The organism is Microbacterium sp. NPDC087592, assembly GCF_044743585.1.
In the GTDB taxonomy this organism is placed as follows: Bacteria; Actinomycetota; Actinomycetes; order Actinomycetales; family Microbacteriaceae; genus Microbacterium.
In genome coordinates this window covers 378,373-397,204 of the sequence record NZ_JBIUWT010000001.1, presented here as the reverse complement: position 1 = coordinate 397,204, position 18,832 = coordinate 378,373, and the positions used below count along the sequence as shown (strand labels likewise).

Here is an 18,832-nt window from a genome sequence, read left to right as displayed (position 1 = left end):
AATCCCGGCGGCTAGACTGGACACATGCCCGAACCGAAAGTCGCCAGCTTTCCGGCGATCCGCGGTGCGCTGAAGTTCTACCAGATCGCGTCGATCATCACAGGAGTCATGCTGCTCCTGCTGCTGACCGAGATGGTGCTGAAGTACACGCCGATCCACCTCGAGCTCTTCATGGGAGGCTCCGGAGGACCGCTCTGGTTCGCCGGCGTGCTCGCCGGCCCCGACTGCCAGTGGTGGTCGCTGTTCGCCCCGATGACCAACTCCTGCGAGATGACCTCGCTGGGCGACGGGTTCAACCTCTCGCTGTTCATCCTGGTGGCGCACGGCTGGTTCTACGTCGTCTACCTCTTCGCGTGCTTCCGCATGTGGAGCCTGATGCGCTGGCGCTTCCCGCGCTTCATCCTCCTCGCGCTCGGCGGTGTCATCCCGCTGCTGTCGTTCTTCATGGAGGCGGTCGTCGCCCGTGAGGTCAAGACCTATCTCGCCACCCGAGAGGCCGCCGAGGCCTCCACCCCCGCCCCGGAAGGTGTCCGTTGACCGAACAGTCCGAGACCCAGCAGCGTCCTGCGCTCGTCGTCGACTTCGGCGCGCAGTACGCGCAGCTGATCGCCCGTCGAGTCCGCGAAGCGGGTGTGTACAGCGAGATCGTGCCGCACACCGCCACGGCCGAGGAGATCGCCGCCAAGAACCCCGTCGCGATCATCCTCTCCGGCGGGCCCTCGTCCGTGTACGAGGAGGGCGCGCCGAAGCTCGACCCGGCGGTCTTCGACCTCGGCGTCCCGACGCTCGGCATCTGCTACGGCTTCCAGTACATGGCCCAGACGCTCGGCGGCGAGGTCGCGCACACCGGACTGCGCGAGTACGGCGCGACGGATGCCGCGATCTCCGGCGACGGCGGCACGCTGCTCGGCGGTCAGCCGGCGGAGCAGAACGTGTGGATGAGCCACGGTGACCAGGTCGCCACGGCGCCGGAGGGCTTCGACGTGCTCGCCACGACCGAGGCCACGAAGGTCGCGGCGTTCGCGAACGAGGAGCGCGGGTTCTACGGCGTGCAGTGGCACCCCGAGGTCAAGCACTCCGACCACGGCCAGCGCGTGATCGAGAACTTCCTGCACAAGGGTGCGGGGCTCGCCTCCGACTGGAACAGCGGCAACGTGATCGCCGAGCAGATCGAGCGCATCCGCGAGCAGGTCGGTGACGCCCGTGTCATCTCCGCTCTCTCCGGCGGCGTCGACTCCGCGGTCTCCACGGCACTCGTGCACAAGGCGATCGGCGACCAGCTGACCGCCGTCTTCGTCGACCATGGCCTCCTCCGCAAGGGCGAGCGCGAGCAGGTCGAGAACGACTACGTCGAGTCCACCGGTGTGCGTCTCATCACCGTCGACGCGGCAGAGACCTTCCTCGGCCACCTCGAGGGAGTGACCGACCCGGAGGAGAAGCGCAAGATCATCGGCCGCGAGTTCATCCGCGCGTTCGAGAAGGTGCAGCTCGACCTCGTCGCCGAGGCGAAGGCTTCGGGCGGCGCTCCGGTGAAGTTCCTCGTGCAGGGCACGCTCTACCCCGACGTCGTCGAGTCCGGCGGCGGTGCGGGCACCGCGAACATCAAGTCGCACCACAACGTGGGCGGCCTTCCCGACGACCTCGACTTCGAGCTGATCGAGCCGCTGCGCGCGCTGTTCAAGGACGAGGTGCGAGCGATCGGCCGCGAGCTGGGAATCCCCGAGGCCATCGTCGGACGTCAGCCGTTTCCGGGGCCCGGTCTCGGCATCCGGATCATCGGTGAGGTCACCGCTGACCGTCTCGAGATTCTGCGTGAGGCCGACGCCATCGCCCGCGAAGAGCTGACGAAGGCGGGTCTCGACCAGGAGATCTGGCAGTGCCCCGTCGTGCTGCTGGCCGACGTGCGCTCGGTGGGCGTGCAGGGCGACGGCCGCACCTACGGTCACCCGATCGTGCTGCGCCCCGTGTCGAGCGAAGACGCCATGACGGCGGACTGGACGCGTCTGCCGTACGACGTGCTGTCGAAGATCTCGAACCGCATCACGAACGGCGTCCGTGACGTCAACCGCGTCGTGCTCGACGTCACGTCGAAGCCGCCGGGGACGATCGAGTGGGAGTAGGGAGCGCCATGCTCCCCGATGCGGCGCCGGCTCTGCCCGACGCCGAGTACCTGGTGCTGTCCAGCCGGTTGATCCCGGGTCTGGACGGCGGGTACACGATCGCGACGCTCGCGCGCGCCCGGCAGCTGGCCGGTGCCGGCGTCGCCGAGGGGGCCGGCCCGCAGCTCCTGACGTTCGACCCGGGAACCGCGGCCGATCACGCTGCCCACCGCAGGACGTTCGCGGAACAGGGGGCGCTCACCGTCCCGTCGCGGATGCGCAACCTCTTCGATGAAGCCGTCGCGTCCGACGGGGGAGCGGCCGGATGGCTGCGTGCGGCAGCGGACGCCGCCGTCACCGCCGACCCCGACGTCGAGTACCGTGTGCTGACCGATGCCGACGGGCGCCCGTTCGCGGCGCTCCCGGTCATCCCGGGCAACCCCGACTGGCACCTCACCGCGGAGCCGGTCCTGGTCTACGACGGCGCCGGCGAGGTCGCCGGCGCGCTGCACGGTTTCCGCGGTCTCTACCGCGCGTGGCTCGATCATGTGGCGGCCGCGTTCGGTGACCGTCGCATCGTCGTGATCTGCGAGTCCCGCCAGCTGGGCGAGCTCATCGCGGACTGGTCGGATCCGCGGGTGCGCATCGTTCACACCATTCACACGATGCACGTCGAGGAGCCCTACACGCCGGATGCGTCGATGAACACGCTCTGGACCCGGTGGTTCCGCCTGGCCGACCGCTTCGACGCCGTGATCTGGCCCACCGCCACGCAGCGTGACGATGTGGTGGCCCGGTTCGGGGACGCGGCGTCGCACGTCGTGGTGCCGAATCCCATCGCTCCGGTGGAGGCCCGCGACGACCTGCGCGAGGACGGCCTCGTGATCATGCTCGGACGCCTCGCACCCGGGAAGCGCGTCGACCATGCGATCCGCGCGTTCCTCGCGGCCGACGTGCCGGGCACCCGGATGGAGATCTGGGGTGGTGGCCCCGAGCAGGGACGACTGCAGGCGCTGATCGAGGAACTCGCGGCGGGGGACCGTGTCGTCCTCGCCGGCTACACGCAGACCCCCGGCACCGTCCTCGATCGCGCATCGCTCCTCGTCACGTCGACGGCGTTCGAGGGGCAGCCGCTCGGTGTGGTCGAATCGCTCCTCCACGGCACCCCCGTGGTCTCGTACGACGTGCGCTACGGCATCCGCGACGTCCTCGGCGCCGGTGGGGGAGTGCTGGTCCCGGACGGCGACATCGAGGCGCTGGGAGACGCGATCCGTTCACTGCTGACCGACCCGGATCGGCTCGCGGCGCTGAGCGCCGAGGCCCCGACGGTCGCTGCGGCGTGGAGCCCGGAGCGCTCGCTCGACGCCCTCACTGCAGTCATCCAGGCCGCGGTCGCAGCCCCGCCGCGTCGCTGAGCCTGCGCGCCTTACAACGGTCCGGTCGCGATTTCAGCTGCTCTGCTCGAAGCCAGAGGGGAGTTTCGCCTCCACAGAGGGCCCCTCACCGAGATAGTCGAGGAAACGGCGGCCGCGCTCGGAGATGCCCGGCTGAAGGAGGACACGAAGCGTCGCTGTGCGGAGCGAGACGCTGGCCAGCTCGTGCTGCTCCAGAGTCGTCAAAGCCGTCTCGATTATCGCGATATCACGGGAGCGGAGCTCGGGAACGATATGCGTGAGCACGGTCATTGGTGAGCCACCGGTGATCGACACTCGGATGTGGTGCGCGGTGAGCCACCCCGCCGGGTCGGCGAAGAAATTCAGCAGCCAGATGTGCAGCTCGTCGAGTTCAACCACGAGGCGGAGGAAATCTGCACGCTCGACGCGGGCGGGCGCACCTCGTTTCAAGGGACCGACGGCTGCGAGCGCGAGTCGTCGTCTTCGTGATTCGCTGGCGGTCTCCGCCGCTTCGCGCTGGGTGCGGGCAAGTGTGGCGAGAAACTCGTCGGAAGCCACCACATCGGCAACTGTGAGCGCATCCAGCCCTTGGTCTTCCGCGAGGCGTCGCAACTCGGAGACGATGGCCAGATCAAATTCGTGACGCCTCTGTGCCGCGCGGGCCGCGATGGCATGGTCGAGCAGACGCCCCGCTGCCTGTCCGATCAGCGGGATGGTGTCGATCCCCATGCCGATGACCGTCGTGAGGGTGTCTTCTGCGGGCTCATGCGGTGGAACGAGGTTCTCAAAGTCGGCCATGAGCCGAGCGTAGCGGTCAGCCGGAAACCCGTCGCGTCGCTCGGTGTGCGAAAACTCGCCGGAGGATTTTCCTCGCCGATGTCGATCCGCGGCATTCCCGTTCGACGTCTGGAATGAGAGGGTCGAGAGACGGCCCTTCGAACAAGGAGAACATCATGAAGTTCATGCTCATCATGCGCGCAGACGACACCGCCGTCGAGGCATACAAGGAGATGCCCTTCGAGCAGGTCATCGAGGCCATGGGCAAGTACAACGAGTCGATGATCAAGGCCGGCGTGCTGGTCGCGGGCGAGGGTCTGACCGACGCCGCCGAGGGATTCGTCGTCGACTTCAGCGCCGAGAAGCCGCTCATCACCGACGGCCCCTACGGCGAGACCAAAGAGCTGTTCAACGGCTTCTGGATCGTCGAGGTCTCGTCCCGCGAGGAAGCCGCCGAATGGGCGAGCCGCGCACCCCTCGGCGCCGGATCGTTCCTCGAAGTACGTCGTGTCACCGGTGTGGAGGACTTCCCGGCCGACAACGAGTGGATCGAGAAGGAAGCCGGCTGGCGCGAGGAAGCGGCACAGCGCGCCCAGCAGTGATGGACGGATCCGCGAACGACGAGACGGCGCGCTCCGCCCCCGAGGACGGGTCGGCGGAGCGTGCGGTCGCCGCGGTGTGGCGCATCGAGTCCGCGCGCATCGTGGGGGCGCTCACCCGAATGGTCGGCGACTTCGGACTCGCGGAGGACCTCGCCCAAGAGGCGCTGGTCGATGCGCTCCGGCAGTGGCCGGTCGAGGGCGTACCGCGCAACGCGGGGGCCTGGCTCACGGCGGTCGCGAAGCGCAAGGCGATCGACGGGTGGCGCCGCGCGGAGCGCCTGGATGCCCGGGTCGCCGCCCTCGCGCACGACCTGGAGCGGGAGCAGGCCGAGGCGCCGGACGTGCTGTGGGAACCGGATGCGGTCGACGACGACGTGCTGCGTCTGATCTTCATCGCCTGCCACCCGGTGCTGTCGAAGGAGGCGCAGGTCGCCCTGACGCTGCGGGTGGTCGGCGGTCTGTCGAGCGAGGAGATCGCCCGCGCCTTTCTCGTGCCGACGGCGACCGTGCAGCAGCGGATCGTGCGGGCGAAGAAGACGCTCGCCGCGGCGAACGCGCCCTTCGAGGTGCCGCCCCGCGAGGAGCACACCGCGCGTCTGAGTGCCATCCTCGGCGTGCTGTACCTCATCTTCAACGAGGCGCATGCGGCGAGCAGCGGCCCGGAATGGATGCGGCCCGAGCTCAGCGACGAGGCCATTCGTCTGGGCCGGGTGCTCGCGGCGCTGATGCCGCGTGAGCCCGAGGTGCACGGCCTGCTCGCGTTGATGGAGCTCACCGCGGCGCGGTTCGCCGCGCGCGTGGACCGGAACGGCGATCCCGTGCTGCTCGCCGATCAAGACCGTGGGCGGTGGGATCACGGGCGCATCGCCCGCGGTCGAGCGGCGCTGGCGACGGCCGACGCGCTCGGTCGCGGTCGCGGTGCCTACTGCCTGCAGGCCGCGATCGCCGAGTGTCATGCCGTGGCGGCATCCGTCGACGACACCGATTGGGACCGCATCGTGCTGCTCTACGAGGCGCTCGGACGGATAGCCCCCTCGCCGGTCGTGGAGCTCAACCGTGCCGCGGCTGTCGCGATGGCGACCGGTCCGGCATCCGCGTTGCGCATCATCGATCAGCTCTCGAGCGCGGGAGCGCTGCGCGGGTACCACCTGCTGCCCGCGACCCGGGGGGAGTTGCTGCGGCGGCTCGGGCGCGAAGAGGAGGCACGGAGCGAGTTCGCGGTCGCCGCCGGCCTCGCGGGCAACGATCGCGAACGGTCGCTGCTCGAGCGGAAAGCCGCCGGCGCAGAAAAATGACCCGCCCCCTTCGGGAAGCGCGAGGCTGCCGAAGGGGACGGGCGTCGAGGATGCGGGAGCGTCAGTCGTTGACCTTCTGACCGCGACCCGCGATCAAGCCGTAGATCAGCAGGACGATGATCGAACCGGCGATGGCGAGGAGCCAGGTGCCCAGATCCCAGAACTCGGTCAGCGGGCGGTTGAGGATCAGGCTGCCGAGCCAGCCGCCGAGCAGGGCGCCGACGACACCGAGAAGGAGGGTGATGAACCACCCGCCACCCTGCTTGCCGGGCAGGATCAGCTTGGCGATGGCCCCGGCGATGAGGCCGAGGAGAAGAAAGCCGAGAAAACTCATGGTCAGCTCCTATGTGTCGGGAGCCCCGGGGGGCCAGGGCTCGTAACACCCACACTGCCGGTCTTCGCGACCGCACGACAACCCCTTGCGCGCACCTCCCCGGATGTGCCAAAAGGCCCGCCTCCGCAAGGGAGACGGGCCTTTCGTACTGCGGTTCGCGTCAGTTGTTGCCGCGGACGATCGCGATGATGCGCAGGATCTCGACGTAGAGCCAGACGACCGTGACCATGATGCCGAAGGCACCGAGCCAGCCGTACTGGCGGGGAGCGCCGTTGCGGACGCCCTGCTGGATCTGGTCGAAGTCGAGCACCAGCGAGTACGCGGCCATGATCACGACGAGGACGCCGATGATGACGCCGAGCGGGATACCCATGATGGTGGCGCTGAGCATGCCGAACGCCTGATCCTGCGGCAGGACGCCGGTCCACATGAGGACGAGGTTCAGCAGCGAGAAGACGAGGTAGCCCATCATGGCGATCATGAAGATCTTGGTCGCCTTCTTCGACGCGCGGATCTTGCCGCTTGCGAAGAGGGCCAGGGTCACGCCGACGACCGAGACGGTCGCGAGGGTGGCCTGGAACACGATGCCGGGGTAGATGACCTCGAAGAACGCCGAGATGCCACCGATGAAGAGGCCCTCGAGCGCGGCGTAGCCGAAGATGAGCGCGGGGCGCACCTTCTTGCGTGAGGTGAAGGTGATGACCATCGCGAGCACGAAGCCGCCGAGCGCACCGATGATCCACGGCATCATGTTGACGGGCGCCGGGTTCTGGGGGTTGTACGGCGGAGCGTCGATCCCACCGAGCGTCCACACCCAGCCGATGGCTGCGGTGACGAGCAGGATGGCGAACAGGCCGGCGGTCTTCCAGACGGTGTCCTCGACGGACATCCGGTCGGTCTCGATCGCACCGGCAGGCGGGGCGGCGTACATGCCCTCGAGCTGCGCGTTGGCCGCGACATCCATCGCCCCGTGCTGGAGCGAGGCGTTCTGCGCGCCCTGAGCAGCCTGAGGTCCGCCCGGGTAGGTCGCGACGTTGCGCGGGTCCTGCTGCTGGAAAGCAGGGTTGTTGAAAGCGAAGTTGCTCATTGGTGGGCCTCACTCCAAAGGGGGTTGTAGGTCTCTTGCCTCCACGATACTCGGGTGGTGCCGCTCCGGGCGTGTTCTACGCTGAGAGCGTGCCCAGGAAATCACCCCTCGTCATCGGGCACCGCGGTGCGCCCGGCTATCGCCCGGAGCACAGTCGCTCCTCCTACGAACTGGCGCTCGCGATGGGCGTGGATGCCGTGGAACCCGACGTCGTCGCGACGAAGGACGGTGTCCTCGTCGTGCGGCACGAGAACGAGATCTCGGGAACGACCGACGTCGCCCTGCATCCGGAGTTCGCCGATCGCAAGACGACCAAGCGTGTCGACGGACAGGCGCTGACCGGCTGGTTCACCGAGGACTTCACCTGGGCGGAGCTGTCGACCCTGCGCGGGCGGGAGCGGCTGCCCGAAGTGCGGGTCTCGAGCGCGAGCTTCGATGACTCGCAGGCCATCCTCCGCCTGCGTGACGTGCTCGACATCGTGCGTGACGGTTCGACCGAGCACGGGCGGGAGATCGGCGTGGTGCTCGAGGTCAAGCACGCCACCTACTTCGCGAGCATCGGCCTCGACCTGGCTCCGCTGATCGAGCGTGAGCTGCGGGATGCGGGGTGGGCCGAAGGAGAGCTGCCACTGGTGATCGAGTGCTTCGAGTCGACGGTGCTCGGGCAGCTGCGGGAGCGCGGCGTCGCGGCGTCGTACATCTACCTGATCGAGGCGACCGGTCGCCCGTACGACCGGCTGGTGGCCGAGGGCAAGCAGGCGCTCACGTACAGGGCGACCGTCACCCCGCAGGGGCTCGACGGCCTCGTCGGACGTGTCGACGGCATCAGCGTCAACAAGAAGATGCTGCTCGACCGCGGCAACACGATCGTCGCGGATGCGCATGCGCGCGGCCTCGCGGTCTTCACGTGGACGTGCCGGCCGGAGAACGCGTTCCTGTCGCCGGAGTTCCGCGGCTCGGGAGGGCGCTCGGCGTTCGGGGACTACGAGTCGGAGTGGGGCGTCATCGCGCGCCAGGGCGTCGACGGCGTGTTCGTGGACCATCCCGATCTGGGCGTCGCGTTCTTCCGCAGCTGAGCGGAGGCGTCTCCGGCCGACCGTTCGTCAGAGCGGACCGAGGACGGTCTTCACGTCGCCGTCGAGCGCGAGTGCGCGCAGCGGTTCGAGGATCTCGCGCTCCTCGAACCGGAAGTGCGACTCCATGATCGCGGCGATGCCGTCGAGGTGTCCGGCGATGGTGGGCGCATCATCTCCCCGCTCCGCCGCGGTGCGCAGCGAGCCGAGCAGGTGGGCGAGCATCGAGTGGTCCTGCATGAGCTTGTCGATCACGCCACTGAGTTCGGGATGCTCCGTGCGCAGCGCGGGGAAGAGCATGCGGTCCTCGGCGCCGTGGTGGCCGTCGAGAGCCGCGCAGAAGCCGATGCAGTAGAGCACGAGCTCGGACGTGGCATCGGGTGCCGAGCCGCCCTGATCGAGGGCCTCACGGGTGGCGGCGAGCGCCGCGCGCAGGCGCGAGTGCGCCGAGCGGAGCTCGTGATCCCAGGCGATCAGGCGGGCGGCATCCATCGCCCCAGTGTAGGCAGCGGCCGGGTCAGAGAGTGCGGTCGAACGCGCCGCGACGGGTGGAGACGATCTCCTTGCCGAGCGGCATGAGCGAGATCGGGACCATCTTGAAGTCGGCGATTCCCATCGGGATGCCGATGATCGTGACGCACAGCAGGATGCCGGAGACGATGTGCCCGATCGCGAGCCACCAGCCGGCGAGGATCACCCACAGGACGTTGCCGAGGAACGAGCCGACGCCGGCCGTCGGCTTGCTGATGACCTCGCGCCCGAACGGCCAGATCGCGTAGGCGGCGATACGGAACGAGGCGATCGCCCACGGGATCGTGATGATCGGGATGCACAGCAGGATGCCGGCCAGGACGTACCCGAGGAACAGGGCCCATCCGGCCAGGATGACCCAGATGATGTTGAGGATCGTGCGCATGGGGAGATTGTGTCACCCGTGCGGCTCGGTGTCTGAGCATCCGCCCCGAGGTCCCGGGCGCGCGGCGGTCCGGATGCCAGACTGACCGCATGACCGGAATCGTGGTGCAAGACGTCAGTAGAGCGTTCGGGACGGTGCAGGCGGTGCGAGGGGCCACCCTGCGAGCCGAGCCGAACCGCGTGACCGGACTGGTCGGGCCGAACGGAGCGGGCAAGACGACGCTGCTCCTCATGCTCGCCTCACTTCTCGCCCCGGACAGCGGGACGATCAGCATCGGCGGCGTCGATCCGTCGGTCGATCCGCTCGCTGCACGGCGTCTGCTCGGCTGGATGCCCGACGCACTCGGCGCCTGGCCTTCGCTCACCGCGCGGGAGACCATCGTCACGACCGCCCGTCTGTACGGCATCGAGAAGCCGGATGCCGCCGCGCGGGCGCAGCAGCTGCTCACGCTCGTCGGGCTCGGGGAATTGGCGGACTCGCCCGCGAAGGTGCTGTCGCGGGGGCAGAAGCAGAAGCTCGGCCTCGCCCGCGCCCTCGTGCACGACCCCCAGGTGCTGCTTCTCGACGAGCCGGCATCCGGACTCGACCCCGAAGCGCGGGTCCAACTCCGCGAGCTGCTGCGTCGTCTGGCCGCCGAGGGGCGCACGGTGCTGATCTCGAGCCACATCCTCTCGGAGCTGGAGGAGGTGGTCGACGATTCCGTCTTCCTCGTGGCCGGAGCGGTGGTCGACGCGGCTCCCCTGCAGACCTCTGTGCGCGCGTGGCGCGTGCGCCTGGCCGGCGCGACGCCGGAACGTCTGAACGCCGACACCTGGCAGGTGGCATCGAACCTCGGTCTGTCCCCCGACTCCCTCGCCACGGATCGCGGAGCGGTACTCGTCGGATTCGCGGGTGAGGATGCGGCGGCGCAGTCATTGCGCACGCTCGTCGAAGCGGGCCTGCCGGTAGCGGAGTTCGCCCCGGCGCAGAGCGATCTGGAGCACACGTTCCTCAACCTGTCGCATGCGCCGCTGCCGCAAGCCGCCGCTTCCACCCCGCAGCATCCGGCACCGCCTGCACCCTCTTCGCCCGCCGCACCACCCGCACCACCCGCCGCGCCACCGGCGCCACCCGCCCCCGCAGCACCGACCGGAACGGAGAAGGGAGCATGAGCCTCGCGAACATCGGGATCATCGCCCGACTCGAACTGACCCAGCGGCTGCGGAGCGTCGGCTGGTACGTCCTCCTGGGTGTCTTCGCCCTCATCCTGCTCGGGGTCACCGGACTCGCGTTCGCCGTGTACTCGTGGGGCGACTTCGTCGGCGCCGGCGTCTATTCGATCGTCGTGAACATCGTGCTGCTGCTGGTCGTGCTGGTGTCGCCGACCCTCAGCGGAAACGCGATCAACGGCGACCGCGATGCGGCGACCCTCGCCGCGGTCCAGGTGACCGCGGCGTCGACCGGCGACATCATGCTCGGCAAGCTCCTCGCCGCCATCGCGACCGGCGGGGCCTTCCTGCTCGTCGCCGTGCCGTTCCTCGCCCTGTCGCTCCTGGGCGGGGGAGCGGATGCGCTCGTGCTGCTGGTCTCGCTGCTCGTGCTCGCGGTCGAGATCATCGTGGTCGCGGCCATCGGCGTCGGCCTGAGCGGACTCATCGCCCGCCCGCTGTTCTCGGTCGCGGCGACGTATCTCGTGGTCGCCGGCCTGGTCTTCGGCACGCTCATCGCCTTCGGGCTGGGCGGCATGGCCGTGCGCAGCGAGGCGACGACGTACTCGCGCCCGTACGACGCGAACGGCGCCCCCATCTGCGACGACTGGGAGGTCGGCACCACCTACGAGGTGCCGCGGTTCGACTACGTCTGGTGGGCGCTGTCGGCCAACCCGTTCGTCGTGCTCGCCGATGCGACCCCCACGGAGTTCTCGGCCGAGGGGTACCCGGTCGACCTGTTCGGCCAGATCAAGCTCGGCGTGCGCAGCGCGCAGCAGTCGCCGCTCGAACAGCGCTGGGACGAGTGCGACCCGAACGGCGGCTACCGCACGCCGGAAGAGATCATGGACTCGTCGGTGCCCAGCTGGTTCGTGGGACTCGGCGTGCAGATCGTCATCGCCGGCTCGCTGTTCGCCGGGGCATGGGCACGTACGCGGACGCCCGCGAAGCGTCTGCCGCCGGGAACCCGCATCGCCTGAGGATTCGGCAACGGAAGGGGGAACGGGAAGTCGCCACCTCCCGTTCACCTTCCGTGCACCGGAGGGATTCTTCGCGGCCACGCGGGATCGGTGGTCTGGGCTGGTACCCGACTGAGTCCGGTCGGGCCCCGCCTGGGGCCTGCCGGCCGACCCCCAGGAGTCCTCCATGCCCCGCCTGCAATCCGCAGCCGCGGTCGCGGCGGTGTGCGCACTGAGCGCCGCCGCCCTGCTCGCCACTCCCGCCGCCGCCATCGGCGCCGATCCCGGCATCCGCCCCGCAGAGACAGTCTCGGCCGCGCCAAGCCTCGTGCTCAACGAGATCGTCTACGACGACGCGGCGACCGGTCTCGCCGACCAGATCGAGATCTACAACGCGGGCACCGAGACGGTCGATCTCGCCGGTTGGAAGGTCGCCGACGAGAAGCGCGACAGCTTCGGCGCGGCGCCCGAGGGCACGTCGCTCGCCCCCGGTGAGTTCCTCGTGCTCGTGAAGGACGTCGACTTCCCGTTCGGTCTCGGCAAGGGCGACGAGGCCGTGCTCTTCGATCCGAGCGGCGCCGAGGCCGACTCCTACGCCTACGAGAACACCGCGCCGCTGTCGGTGTGGGCGCGCTGCGCCGACGGCACGGGCGAGTGGGCGCATGCCACGGCAGCGACCCCCGGCGCAGCGAACGACTGCTCGATCGCACCCGTGTCGGGATCCATCGTGATCAACGAGGTCGACTCGCAGCCCGCCGACTGGGTCGAGTTCTACAACCCCGGAACCGAGGCGCTCGACATCTCGGGCTACGAGATCCGTGACAACTCCGACGATCACCGCTGGCGGTTCCTGGCCGGCACGCAGATCGGCGCAGGCGAGTTCCTCGTGGTCGACGAGGGCACGATCGGTCTCGTCGGAGGGGCCGAGGCGGCCTTCCGCGACCCGATCGGCATCGGCAGCGCCGACCGCATCCGCCTGTTCGACGCGGCGGGAACGCAGATCGACGACACCCTCCCATGGGAGGGGCACGCGGCGATCGACGGAGACTTCTCCGCCGCCACGCTCGCGCGCTGCCCGGACGGTGTCGGCGCGTTCGTGCTCGCTCATTCGACGCCCGGAGCCGCCAACTCGTGCGTCATGCCCGACGTCGTGATCAACGAGATCGAGTCGAACGGCGACACCACCGACTGGGTCGAGGTCGCGAACACCGGCAGCACGGCCGTCGATCTGTCGGGCTGGAGCGTCATGGACAGCGACCCCAGCGGTCATGCGGGTGAGACCACACCGCTTCCGGCCGGCACGACGTTGCAGCCGGGCGCATACTTCGTCTTCGACCAGCCGGCGAACTTCGTCTTCGGTCTCGGCAACGGCGACACCGTGACGGTCCGCGATGCGAACGGCAACTCCGTCGACGAGCACGTCTACACCGCCCACGCTGCGGGCGTGCTGGCGCGCTGCGCCGACGGCTCCGGCGACTTCGTCGATGTCGCGGTCTCGACCAAGGGGCTGCGCAACGCCTGCGGCAATCCGGTGCGCCTCAACGAGGTCGAGTCCGACGGCGGTTCGCCCGACGACTGGGTGGAGCTCGTGAACCCGACCGACGCGGCCCTCGACGTCTCGGGCATCGTGGTGAAGGACGACGACGACACCCACGCGTACTCGATCCCGGCCGGAACCACGATCGGCGCGGGGGAGTACCTCGTGATCGAGCGCGAGCAGCTCGGCTTCGGCCTGGGCGGCGGCGACGCGGTGCGGCTGTTCGACGGCGAGCTGCTCGTCGACGAGACCAGCTGGGGCGAGGGCCACGCGGCCGTCACCTGGGGGCGCTGCCCCGACACGACGGGTGCGTTCGCCGCGACGACAGAGTCCACGAAGGGTGCCGCGAACGTCTGCGCCGGCGAGGTCACCGTCTCGCCGTGGCCCGGGTCGGCCGAGGTCCGCGTGCTCGACAGCATCCCGACGTTCCTCGAGGACAGCTCGGGGCTCGACGTGCAGGAGACCGCCGACGGCGCGTTCCTCTGGGCGGTCGACAACGGCGAGGGGCGCATCTGGAAGCTCGAGGCGCACGCCGACGGCTCGGTCGAGAAGGTCGACGGCTGGGACGCGGGCAAGCGGGTCCGCTTCCAGAAGGACGCCGCGGATGCGGGTGCCGCAGGTCCGGACACCGAGGGCATCACGGTCGACGGAGACGGCTTCGTGTACGTGGCCTCGGAGCGCGACAACGGTGCCAAGGGGGTGAACCAGAACAAGGTGCTGAAGGTCGACCCGGAGGCGTCGGACGGGGACCTCGTCGCCCAGCAGGAATGGGACCTCACCGCGCTGCTGCCCTCCGTCGGGGCGAACCTCGGCATGGAGGCCGTGCAGTGGGTGCCGGATGCCGCGCTCGCCGGAAAGCTCTTCGATGACAACACCGACGCGGCGTACAAGCCCGCGGACTATGCCGGCCACGGCGGCGGACTGTTCCTGGTGGCGGTCGAGGACAACGGCCACGTGTACGCCTTCGCCCTCCGCGGTGACGGGACCGCGACGCTGGTCTCGGAGGTCGCTCCCGGGCTCGCCGGCGTGATGGCTCTCGACTACGACAGCGTGCGCGGCACGCTGTGGGCCGTCTGCGACGACGGCTGCCAGGGTCGTTCGGCCGAGATCACCCTCAACGGCACCGCCCAGCCGGGCATTGTCCAGTACGCGCGTCCTGCCGGCATGCCCGACATCAACAACGAGGGCTTCGCGACCGCGCCGGCCTCGCTCTCGGTCGACGGTCAGCGTCCGGTGTGGTGGTTCGCCGACGGCTTCGCCTCCGAGTCGCTGCGCACCGGAACGCTTCCGGGCGTCGACGGTGAGAATCCCGGTGGCGAGAACCCGGGCGGCGAGAACCCGGGTGGCCAGAATCCGCCGCTGCCCGGCACGGACCTGGTCGACGGCAACCGCAACGGCGTGACGGTCGATCCCGCGGTCGCCACCCGCGGTCAGAAGGTCACGGTCACCGTCGGCGCGGACGCGGCGGGAGAGGACATCGCGGTGTGGATGTACTCCGACCCGGTGCAGCTCGCGACAGGCGTGCTGTCCGCGGCAGGGTCGATCACCGTGACGGTCCCGACCGATGCCGCGCTGGGTGCGCATCGGATCGCGGTGTACGACGCCGATGGAGTGTTGCTCGGCTGGGCGGACATCCGTGTCGCCGACGGAGCGGGTGGTCTGGCCGCGACCGGTGCCGAGTTCCCCGTCGCCGCGATCGCGCTGGCGCTGATGCTCCTCGTCGCGGGAGGGGTGGCGGTCCGACGCCGCACGCGCACCGTCTGAGATCGATGGGGTGCGCGGGTCGTCCCGCGCACCCCATCGCAGCCGCCTCGGCTGGGGCATCCTCGTGCCGCAGTGTCGGTGCCGACGCCTAGACTCATAAGGCCATGACCGAAGCTCCTCTCATCGTCCCCGGATCCGTCGGCCCCCGCTCCTCCGGGGCCCCGGGGCAGGACGATCTCCTCGCCGGCCTGAACCCGCAACAGCTCGAGGCCGTCACCTATCGCGGGCCCGCACTCCTCATCGTCGCGGGCGCCGGATCGGGCAAGACGAGCGTGCTCACCCGCCGCATCGCCTCGCTGCTCCGCGGGCGCGAAGCCTGGCCGAGCCAGATCCTCGCGATCACGTTCACGAACAAGGCGGCCGGCGAGATGCGGGAGCGCGTCGAAGGACTGATCGGCGACGCCGCGCGCGGCATGTGGATCTCGACGTTCCACTCCGCCTGCGTCCGCATCCTGCGCCGCGAGGCCCAGCAGTTCGGCTACACGAAGTCGTTCACGATCTATGATTCCGGCGACTCGCGCGCGCTGCTGAAGCGCCTGGTCAAGGAGCATGAGGCCGACGCCTACGGGCTCACCCCGGCATCCGTGCAGTCGCGCATCTCCAAGCTGAAGAACGAGCTGTCCGACGCCGAGTCCTACGCGCGCCAGGCCAACATGAGCGACCCGGCAGAGCGGGTCTTCGTCGAGGTGTTCGCCGACTACCAGCGGCAGCTGCAGAAGGCCAACGCCTTCGACTTCGACGACCTCATCGGGCAGACCGTCTACCTGTTCCGGGCTTTCCCGCAGGTCGCCGACACCTACCGTCGACGCTTCCGACACATCCTGGTCGACGAGTACCAGGACACGAACCACGCGCAGTACTCGCTGATCCATGAGCTCACCCGTCCCGTGTCGGGTGCTGCGGGTTCCGCCCCCGACCCGTATGCCTCGAACGGCATGATGATCTTTGAGCCCGATCCGGCGCCGACGGCAGACGCCGGCGAGCCGGGTGCCTCGCTCACCGTGGTCGGCGACTCCGACCAGTCGATCTACGCCTTCCGCGGTGCCGACATCCGCAACATCAGTGAGTTCGAACGCGACTTCCCCGGCGCCCGGGTGGTGCTGCTCGAGCAGAACTACCGGTCGACGCAGAACATCCTCTCCGCCGCGAATGCGGTGATCGGCAACAACTTCGACCGCAAGGACAAGAAGCTCTGGAGTGACAAGGGCGACGGCGACGCCATCATCGGCTTCACCGGCTACTCGCAGCACGACGAGGCGCAGTTCGTCGCCGACGAGGTCGAGTCGCTGCACCGTGCGGGCATGCCGTACTCCGAGATGGCCGTCTTCTACCGCACGAACTCGCAGTCCCGTGCGCTGGAAGAGATCTTCATCCGCTCGGCCGTGCCCTACAAGATCATGGGCGGCACCAAGTTCTACGACCGCGCCGAGATCAAGGACGCGCTGGCGTACCTGGTCGCGGTCGCGAACCCGGCCGACGAGATGTCGGTGCGACGCATCCTGAACAAGCCGCGGCGCGGCATCGGAGATGTGACCGAGACGGCCATCGCCCGCTTCGCCGAAGAGCACGGCATCAGCTTCCGCGACGCGCTGTCGATGCCGGGTCAGCTCGGTGTCGGCCCGAAGATCCAGGCGGCGATCGGGCAGCTCGATGCGGTCCTCACTGAGGCGGCCGCGATCCTGACTCCCGCCACCGGCGAGGTGCCGCCCCCCACGAGCGTGGCCGACGGGCTGGGCGTTCTGCTCGGCAAGAGCGGTTACCTCGATGCGCTGCGCGCCAGCCGCGACCCGCAAGACGAGGCCCGTGTCGAGAACCTCGACGAGTTCGTGGCCGTCGCCCGCGACTTCGCCCGCAACAACCCCGAGGGCACGATCGTCGACTTCCTCACCGAGGTCGCGCTGGTGTCCGATGCCGACGACCTCGACGACGAGTCCGGTTCGGTGTCGCTCATGACCATGCACACGGCCAAGGGTCTCGAGTACGACGCCGTCTTCGTCACGGGTGTCGAGGAAGACCTGATCCCACACCGCATCTCGGCGGGGGAGCCCGGCGGGCCGCAGGAGGAGCGACGACTCTTCTACGTGGGCATCACACGCGCGCGCAAGCGGCTGCACCTGTCGCTCGCCATGACGAGAGCGCAGTTCGGCGAGGTCACCGTGGCGATGCCCAGTCGCTTCCTGCAGGAGATCCCCGCGAACCTGATCGATTGGCGGCAGTCGCCCGGAGATGTGAACTCCCGTGGAGGAATGCAGTCGCGCGCACTGAACGCACGTCGCCAGGGCGGGTTCGGCGGCTCGGGCTCGGGCTCGGGCGACCGGTTCGGGGTCAAGGCGCTGCCCGGTCGCGACTCCCTCAAGCCGCTGTCGACCGCGATGGACAAGTTCCCCAACCGGGTCACGGCCAAGATGCGTGACAACGGTGACCTCGAACTCACCGCGGGCGACCGCATCCGTCACGTCGACTTCGGCGAAGGACGAGTGGATGCCGTGACCGGCGAGGGCGCGAAGCGCATCGCCCACGTGCGGTTCGACTCGGCGGGGCAGAAGAAGCTGCTCATCAAGGTCGCGCCGATCGAGAAGATCTAGCCTCGCGCCACGCGTCGGTCACCAGCGGAGCGCGCACGGGAATGCCGGTTAGGCTGGCTGATTATGGCCCTCTTCTCCCGCCGCAAGAAGTCCGCAGACGATGCCGTCGCCCCCGCCGCTGAGGCCGAGGATAGCTCCGCCGGTTCGGATGCCGTGAACGCCGATCAGGGCACGACCGAGGCTGAGCAACCCGTCGAAGCACCTTCGATCGGCATCTCCGTGCAGGCCTTCCGCGGTGTCGGCGCCGAGGCCGGCCCGGAGGTCGCGTTGCCGACCTCCGATGCGCAGCCCGAGGCAGCAGCCGCGGACCCGCGTCCGGTGCAGCCCGCTCCGCCCGCGCAGCCCGCAGCTCCCGAGGAACGGCGTCTTCCGCTCGCCTCGCCCCTGCCGCCCGAGCAGACCGAGACCGTCGCAGGGATGAAGGACAACGTGCTGCTCCGCGAGGCTCTCACCGAGATCGAGGCGGGCGCGTCCAACGACCAGCTCCTCGGTGTGATGCGTCAGGCGCTCCAGGGCCACCTCTACATCCGCGTGAACGGCGACGCGCGTGCGCAGATCAGCGAGGGAAAGCCGCTGTCGGTCGCGGTCGTGCGCGACAACGACGACCGGCAGTTCATGCTGGCGTTCAGCTCGGCCCGTGCCGTGCGCGACTCGGTGCAGCTCGAAGCCGACCCCGCCGCGACCTCTGCCGTCGCGCAGCCGGTGACGTCCGTGCTCCAGCAGGTCGTGTCCGGTGACTTCGCCGGCCTCATCGTCGACAACGCCTCCGCCCCGCATCGCGTGGTGTTCCCCACCGATCTGCTGCAGAAGACGCTCGAGCAGGCCGACGTCGACATGACCGTCAAGACGATCCTCGCCGCTCCGCGCGAGCAGGACTCGACGCTCAAGGTCGGTGAAGCGCTCGCGGTGAAGCGGATGTGGGTCGCCGTGAACGAGGGTGACGGCAGCGGCCAGGCCGGTATCGCCGAGGCGCAGACCACCGACGGCCGCCGCTTCCTGCAGCTGTTCTCCCACCCCCTCGAGGTGATCGCGCTGGGCCGCGGAGACCGACCGCTGCCGTTCGAGCCGGAGCAGTTGGCGAAGGTCCTCTCGAGTCACTCGGACATGGCCGGAGTGATCGTCGACTCCGCGGGTCCGTCGATCGTCGTCGAGCGGGATGCACTCACCCCTGTTCTCGCGCTGGCTGTCGCCCTCGGCGACTGAGCGCCACCGGAGCCGGTGGC

Annotated in this window: 16 protein-coding genes; 11 read left to right on the top strand and 5 right to left on the bottom strand. The window is 69.3% G+C overall.

Annotated elements, in window-relative coordinates; genetic code table 11:
* Positions 1 to 24: 24 nt before the first annotated feature.
* From ACIOTO_RS01910 to ACIOTO_RS01900, 3 genes are read left to right on the top strand one after another with little or no spacing between them, the layout of a single operon-like run.
* Complete coding sequence (locus ACIOTO_RS01910) at positions 25 to 537, top strand: DUF3817 domain-containing protein (protein ID WP_372468720.1); 513 nt, start codon at positions 25 to 27, stop codon at positions 535 to 537.
* Positions 534 to 2,120, top strand: a complete 1,587-nt coding sequence (gene guaA / locus ACIOTO_RS01905) for a glutamine-hydrolyzing GMP synthase (protein ID WP_105711600.1) — start codon at positions 534 to 536, stop codon at positions 2,118 to 2,120. Before ACIOTO_RS01910 ends, guaA begins: the two co-directional genes overlap by 4 nt.
* Positions 2,121 to 2,128: 8 nt before the next feature.
* The gene (locus tag ACIOTO_RS01900) at positions 2,129 to 3,514 is read left to right on the top strand and encodes a glycosyltransferase (protein ID WP_400856175.1); all 1,386 of its coding nucleotides are present in this window, start codon (positions 2,129 to 2,131) and stop codon (positions 3,512 to 3,514) included.
* Between the two features lie 33 nt (positions 3,515 to 3,547).
* On the opposite strand, the gene ACIOTO_RS01895 is transcribed toward ACIOTO_RS01900, so the two are convergent.
* On the bottom strand, positions 3,548 to 4,291 hold the full coding sequence (locus ACIOTO_RS01895) for a hypothetical protein (protein WP_400856174.1): 744 nt from the start codon (positions 4,289 to 4,291) through the stop codon (positions 3,548 to 3,550).
* Positions 4,292 to 4,446: 155 nt separating this feature from the next.
* On the opposite strand from ACIOTO_RS01895, the gene ACIOTO_RS01890 reads away from it, so the two are divergent.
* On the top strand, positions 4,447 to 4,872 hold the full coding sequence (locus tag ACIOTO_RS01890; RefSeq protein WP_091034915.1) for a YciI family protein: 426 nt from the start codon (positions 4,447 to 4,449) through the stop codon (positions 4,870 to 4,872).
* A complete protein-coding gene (locus tag ACIOTO_RS01885; RefSeq protein WP_400856172.1) occupies positions 4,872 to 6,167 on the top strand; it encodes an RNA polymerase sigma factor in 1,296 nt (431 codons plus the stop codon). The genes ACIOTO_RS01890 and ACIOTO_RS01885 overlap by 1 nt, the downstream gene beginning before the upstream one ends.
* A gap of 61 nt (positions 6,168 to 6,228) precedes the next feature.
* On the opposite strand, the gene ACIOTO_RS01880 is transcribed toward ACIOTO_RS01885, so the two are convergent.
* Together ACIOTO_RS01880 and ACIOTO_RS01875 are read right to left on the bottom strand one after the other, a co-directional pair.
* Complete coding sequence (locus ACIOTO_RS01880; RefSeq protein ID WP_017203627.1) at positions 6,229 to 6,501, bottom strand: GlsB/YeaQ/YmgE family stress response membrane protein; 273 nt, start codon at positions 6,499 to 6,501, stop codon at positions 6,229 to 6,231.
* Positions 6,502 to 6,661: 160 nt separating this feature from the next.
* Positions 6,662 to 7,588 carry a Bax inhibitor-1/YccA family protein gene (locus ACIOTO_RS01875; RefSeq protein ID WP_091034910.1) on the bottom strand — a complete coding sequence of 309 codons (927 nt, stop codon included), beginning with the start codon at positions 7,586 to 7,588 and terminating at the stop codon, positions 6,662 to 6,664.
* Positions 7,589 to 7,677: 89 nt separating this feature from the next.
* Here ACIOTO_RS01875 and ACIOTO_RS01870 point away from each other — a divergent pair, with 89 nt between their 5' ends.
* Positions 7,678 to 8,664 (top strand): glycerophosphodiester phosphodiesterase family protein, encoded by a 987-nt coding sequence (locus ACIOTO_RS01870; protein WP_400856170.1) that lies wholly within the window; start codon positions 7,678 to 7,680, stop codon positions 8,662 to 8,664.
* Positions 8,665 to 8,691: 27 nt separating this feature from the next.
* On the opposite strand, the gene ACIOTO_RS01865 is transcribed toward ACIOTO_RS01870, so the two are convergent.
* Entirely contained in the window at positions 8,692 to 9,153 is a 462-nt protein-coding gene (locus tag ACIOTO_RS01865) for a hemerythrin domain-containing protein (protein ID WP_400856169.1), read from the bottom strand.
* 25 nt (positions 9,154 to 9,178) lie between these two features.
* Positions 9,179 to 9,577 (bottom strand): YccF domain-containing protein, encoded by a 399-nt coding sequence (locus ACIOTO_RS01860; protein ID WP_029262278.1) that lies wholly within the window; start codon positions 9,575 to 9,577, stop codon positions 9,179 to 9,181.
* 89 nt (positions 9,578 to 9,666) lie between these two features.
* Between ACIOTO_RS01860 and ACIOTO_RS01855 the strand changes: the two genes are divergently transcribed.
* From ACIOTO_RS01855 to ACIOTO_RS01835, 5 genes are all read left to right on the top strand, one after another.
* Positions 9,667 to 10,728 (top strand): ABC transporter ATP-binding protein, encoded by a 1,062-nt coding sequence (locus ACIOTO_RS01855; protein ID WP_400856167.1) that lies wholly within the window; start codon positions 9,667 to 9,669, stop codon positions 10,726 to 10,728.
* Positions 10,725 to 11,744: an ABC transporter permease gene (locus ACIOTO_RS01850; protein WP_400856166.1), complete on the top strand. Its 1,020-nt coding sequence runs from the start codon at positions 10,725 to 10,727 to the stop codon at positions 11,742 to 11,744. The genes ACIOTO_RS01855 and ACIOTO_RS01850 overlap by 4 nt, the downstream gene beginning before the upstream one ends.
* 166 nt (positions 11,745 to 11,910) lie before the next feature.
* Complete coding sequence (locus tag ACIOTO_RS01845; RefSeq protein WP_400856164.1) at positions 11,911 to 15,024, top strand: lamin tail domain-containing protein; 3,114 nt, start codon at positions 11,911 to 11,913, stop codon at positions 15,022 to 15,024.
* Positions 15,025 to 15,128: 104 nt separating this feature from the next.
* Positions 15,129 to 17,609, top strand: coding sequence for an ATP-dependent helicase (locus ACIOTO_RS01840; RefSeq protein WP_400856163.1), 2,481 nt, complete (start codon positions 15,129 to 15,131; stop codon positions 17,607 to 17,609).
* 63 nt (positions 17,610 to 17,672) lie between these two features.
* On the top strand, positions 17,673 to 18,812 hold the full coding sequence (locus ACIOTO_RS01835) for an SseB family protein (protein WP_400856161.1): 1,140 nt from the start codon (positions 17,673 to 17,675) through the stop codon (positions 18,810 to 18,812).
* Positions 18,813 to 18,832 lie beyond the last annotated feature (20 nt).

Excerpts from the sequence above, each read along its gene's own strand:
- ACIOTO_RS01910 (WP_372468720.1), top strand. The coding sequence starts at position 25 with ATGCCCGAACCGAAAGTCGCCAGCTTTCCGGCGATCCGCGGTGCGCTG.
- ACIOTO_RS01900 (WP_400856175.1), top strand. The coding sequence starts at position 2,129 with ATGCTCCCCGATGCGGCGCCGGCTCTGCCCGACGCCGAGTACCTGGTG.
- ACIOTO_RS01895 (WP_400856174.1), bottom strand. The coding sequence starts at position 4,291 with ATGGCCGACTTTGAGAACCTCGTTCCACCGCATGAGCCCGCAGAAGAC.
- ACIOTO_RS01890 (WP_091034915.1), top strand. The coding sequence starts at position 4,447 with ATGAAGTTCATGCTCATCATGCGCGCAGACGACACCGCCGTCGAGGCA.
- ACIOTO_RS01885 (WP_400856172.1), top strand. The coding sequence starts at position 4,872 with ATGGACGGATCCGCGAACGACGAGACGGCGCGCTCCGCCCCCGAGGAC.
- ACIOTO_RS01880 (WP_017203627.1), bottom strand. The coding sequence starts at position 6,501 with ATGAGTTTTCTCGGCTTTCTTCTCCTCGGCCTCATCGCCGGGGCCATC.
- ACIOTO_RS01875 (WP_091034910.1), bottom strand. The coding sequence starts at position 7,588 with ATGAGCAACTTCGCTTTCAACAACCCTGCTTTCCAGCAGCAGGACCCG.
- ACIOTO_RS01865 (WP_400856169.1), bottom strand. The coding sequence starts at position 9,153 with ATGGATGCCGCCCGCCTGATCGCCTGGGATCACGAGCTCCGCTCGGCG.
- ACIOTO_RS01860 (WP_029262278.1), bottom strand. The coding sequence starts at position 9,577 with ATGCGCACGATCCTCAACATCATCTGGGTCATCCTGGCCGGATGGGCC.
- ACIOTO_RS01855 (WP_400856167.1), top strand. The coding sequence starts at position 9,667 with ATGACCGGAATCGTGGTGCAAGACGTCAGTAGAGCGTTCGGGACGGTG.
- ACIOTO_RS01850 (WP_400856166.1), top strand. The coding sequence starts at position 10,725 with ATGAGCCTCGCGAACATCGGGATCATCGCCCGACTCGAACTGACCCAG.
- ACIOTO_RS01845 (WP_400856164.1), top strand. The coding sequence starts at position 11,911 with ATGCCCCGCCTGCAATCCGCAGCCGCGGTCGCGGCGGTGTGCGCACTG.
- ACIOTO_RS01840 (WP_400856163.1), top strand. The coding sequence starts at position 15,129 with ATGACCGAAGCTCCTCTCATCGTCCCCGGATCCGTCGGCCCCCGCTCC.
- ACIOTO_RS01835 (WP_400856161.1), top strand. The coding sequence starts at position 17,673 with ATGGCCCTCTTCTCCCGCCGCAAGAAGTCCGCAGACGATGCCGTCGCC.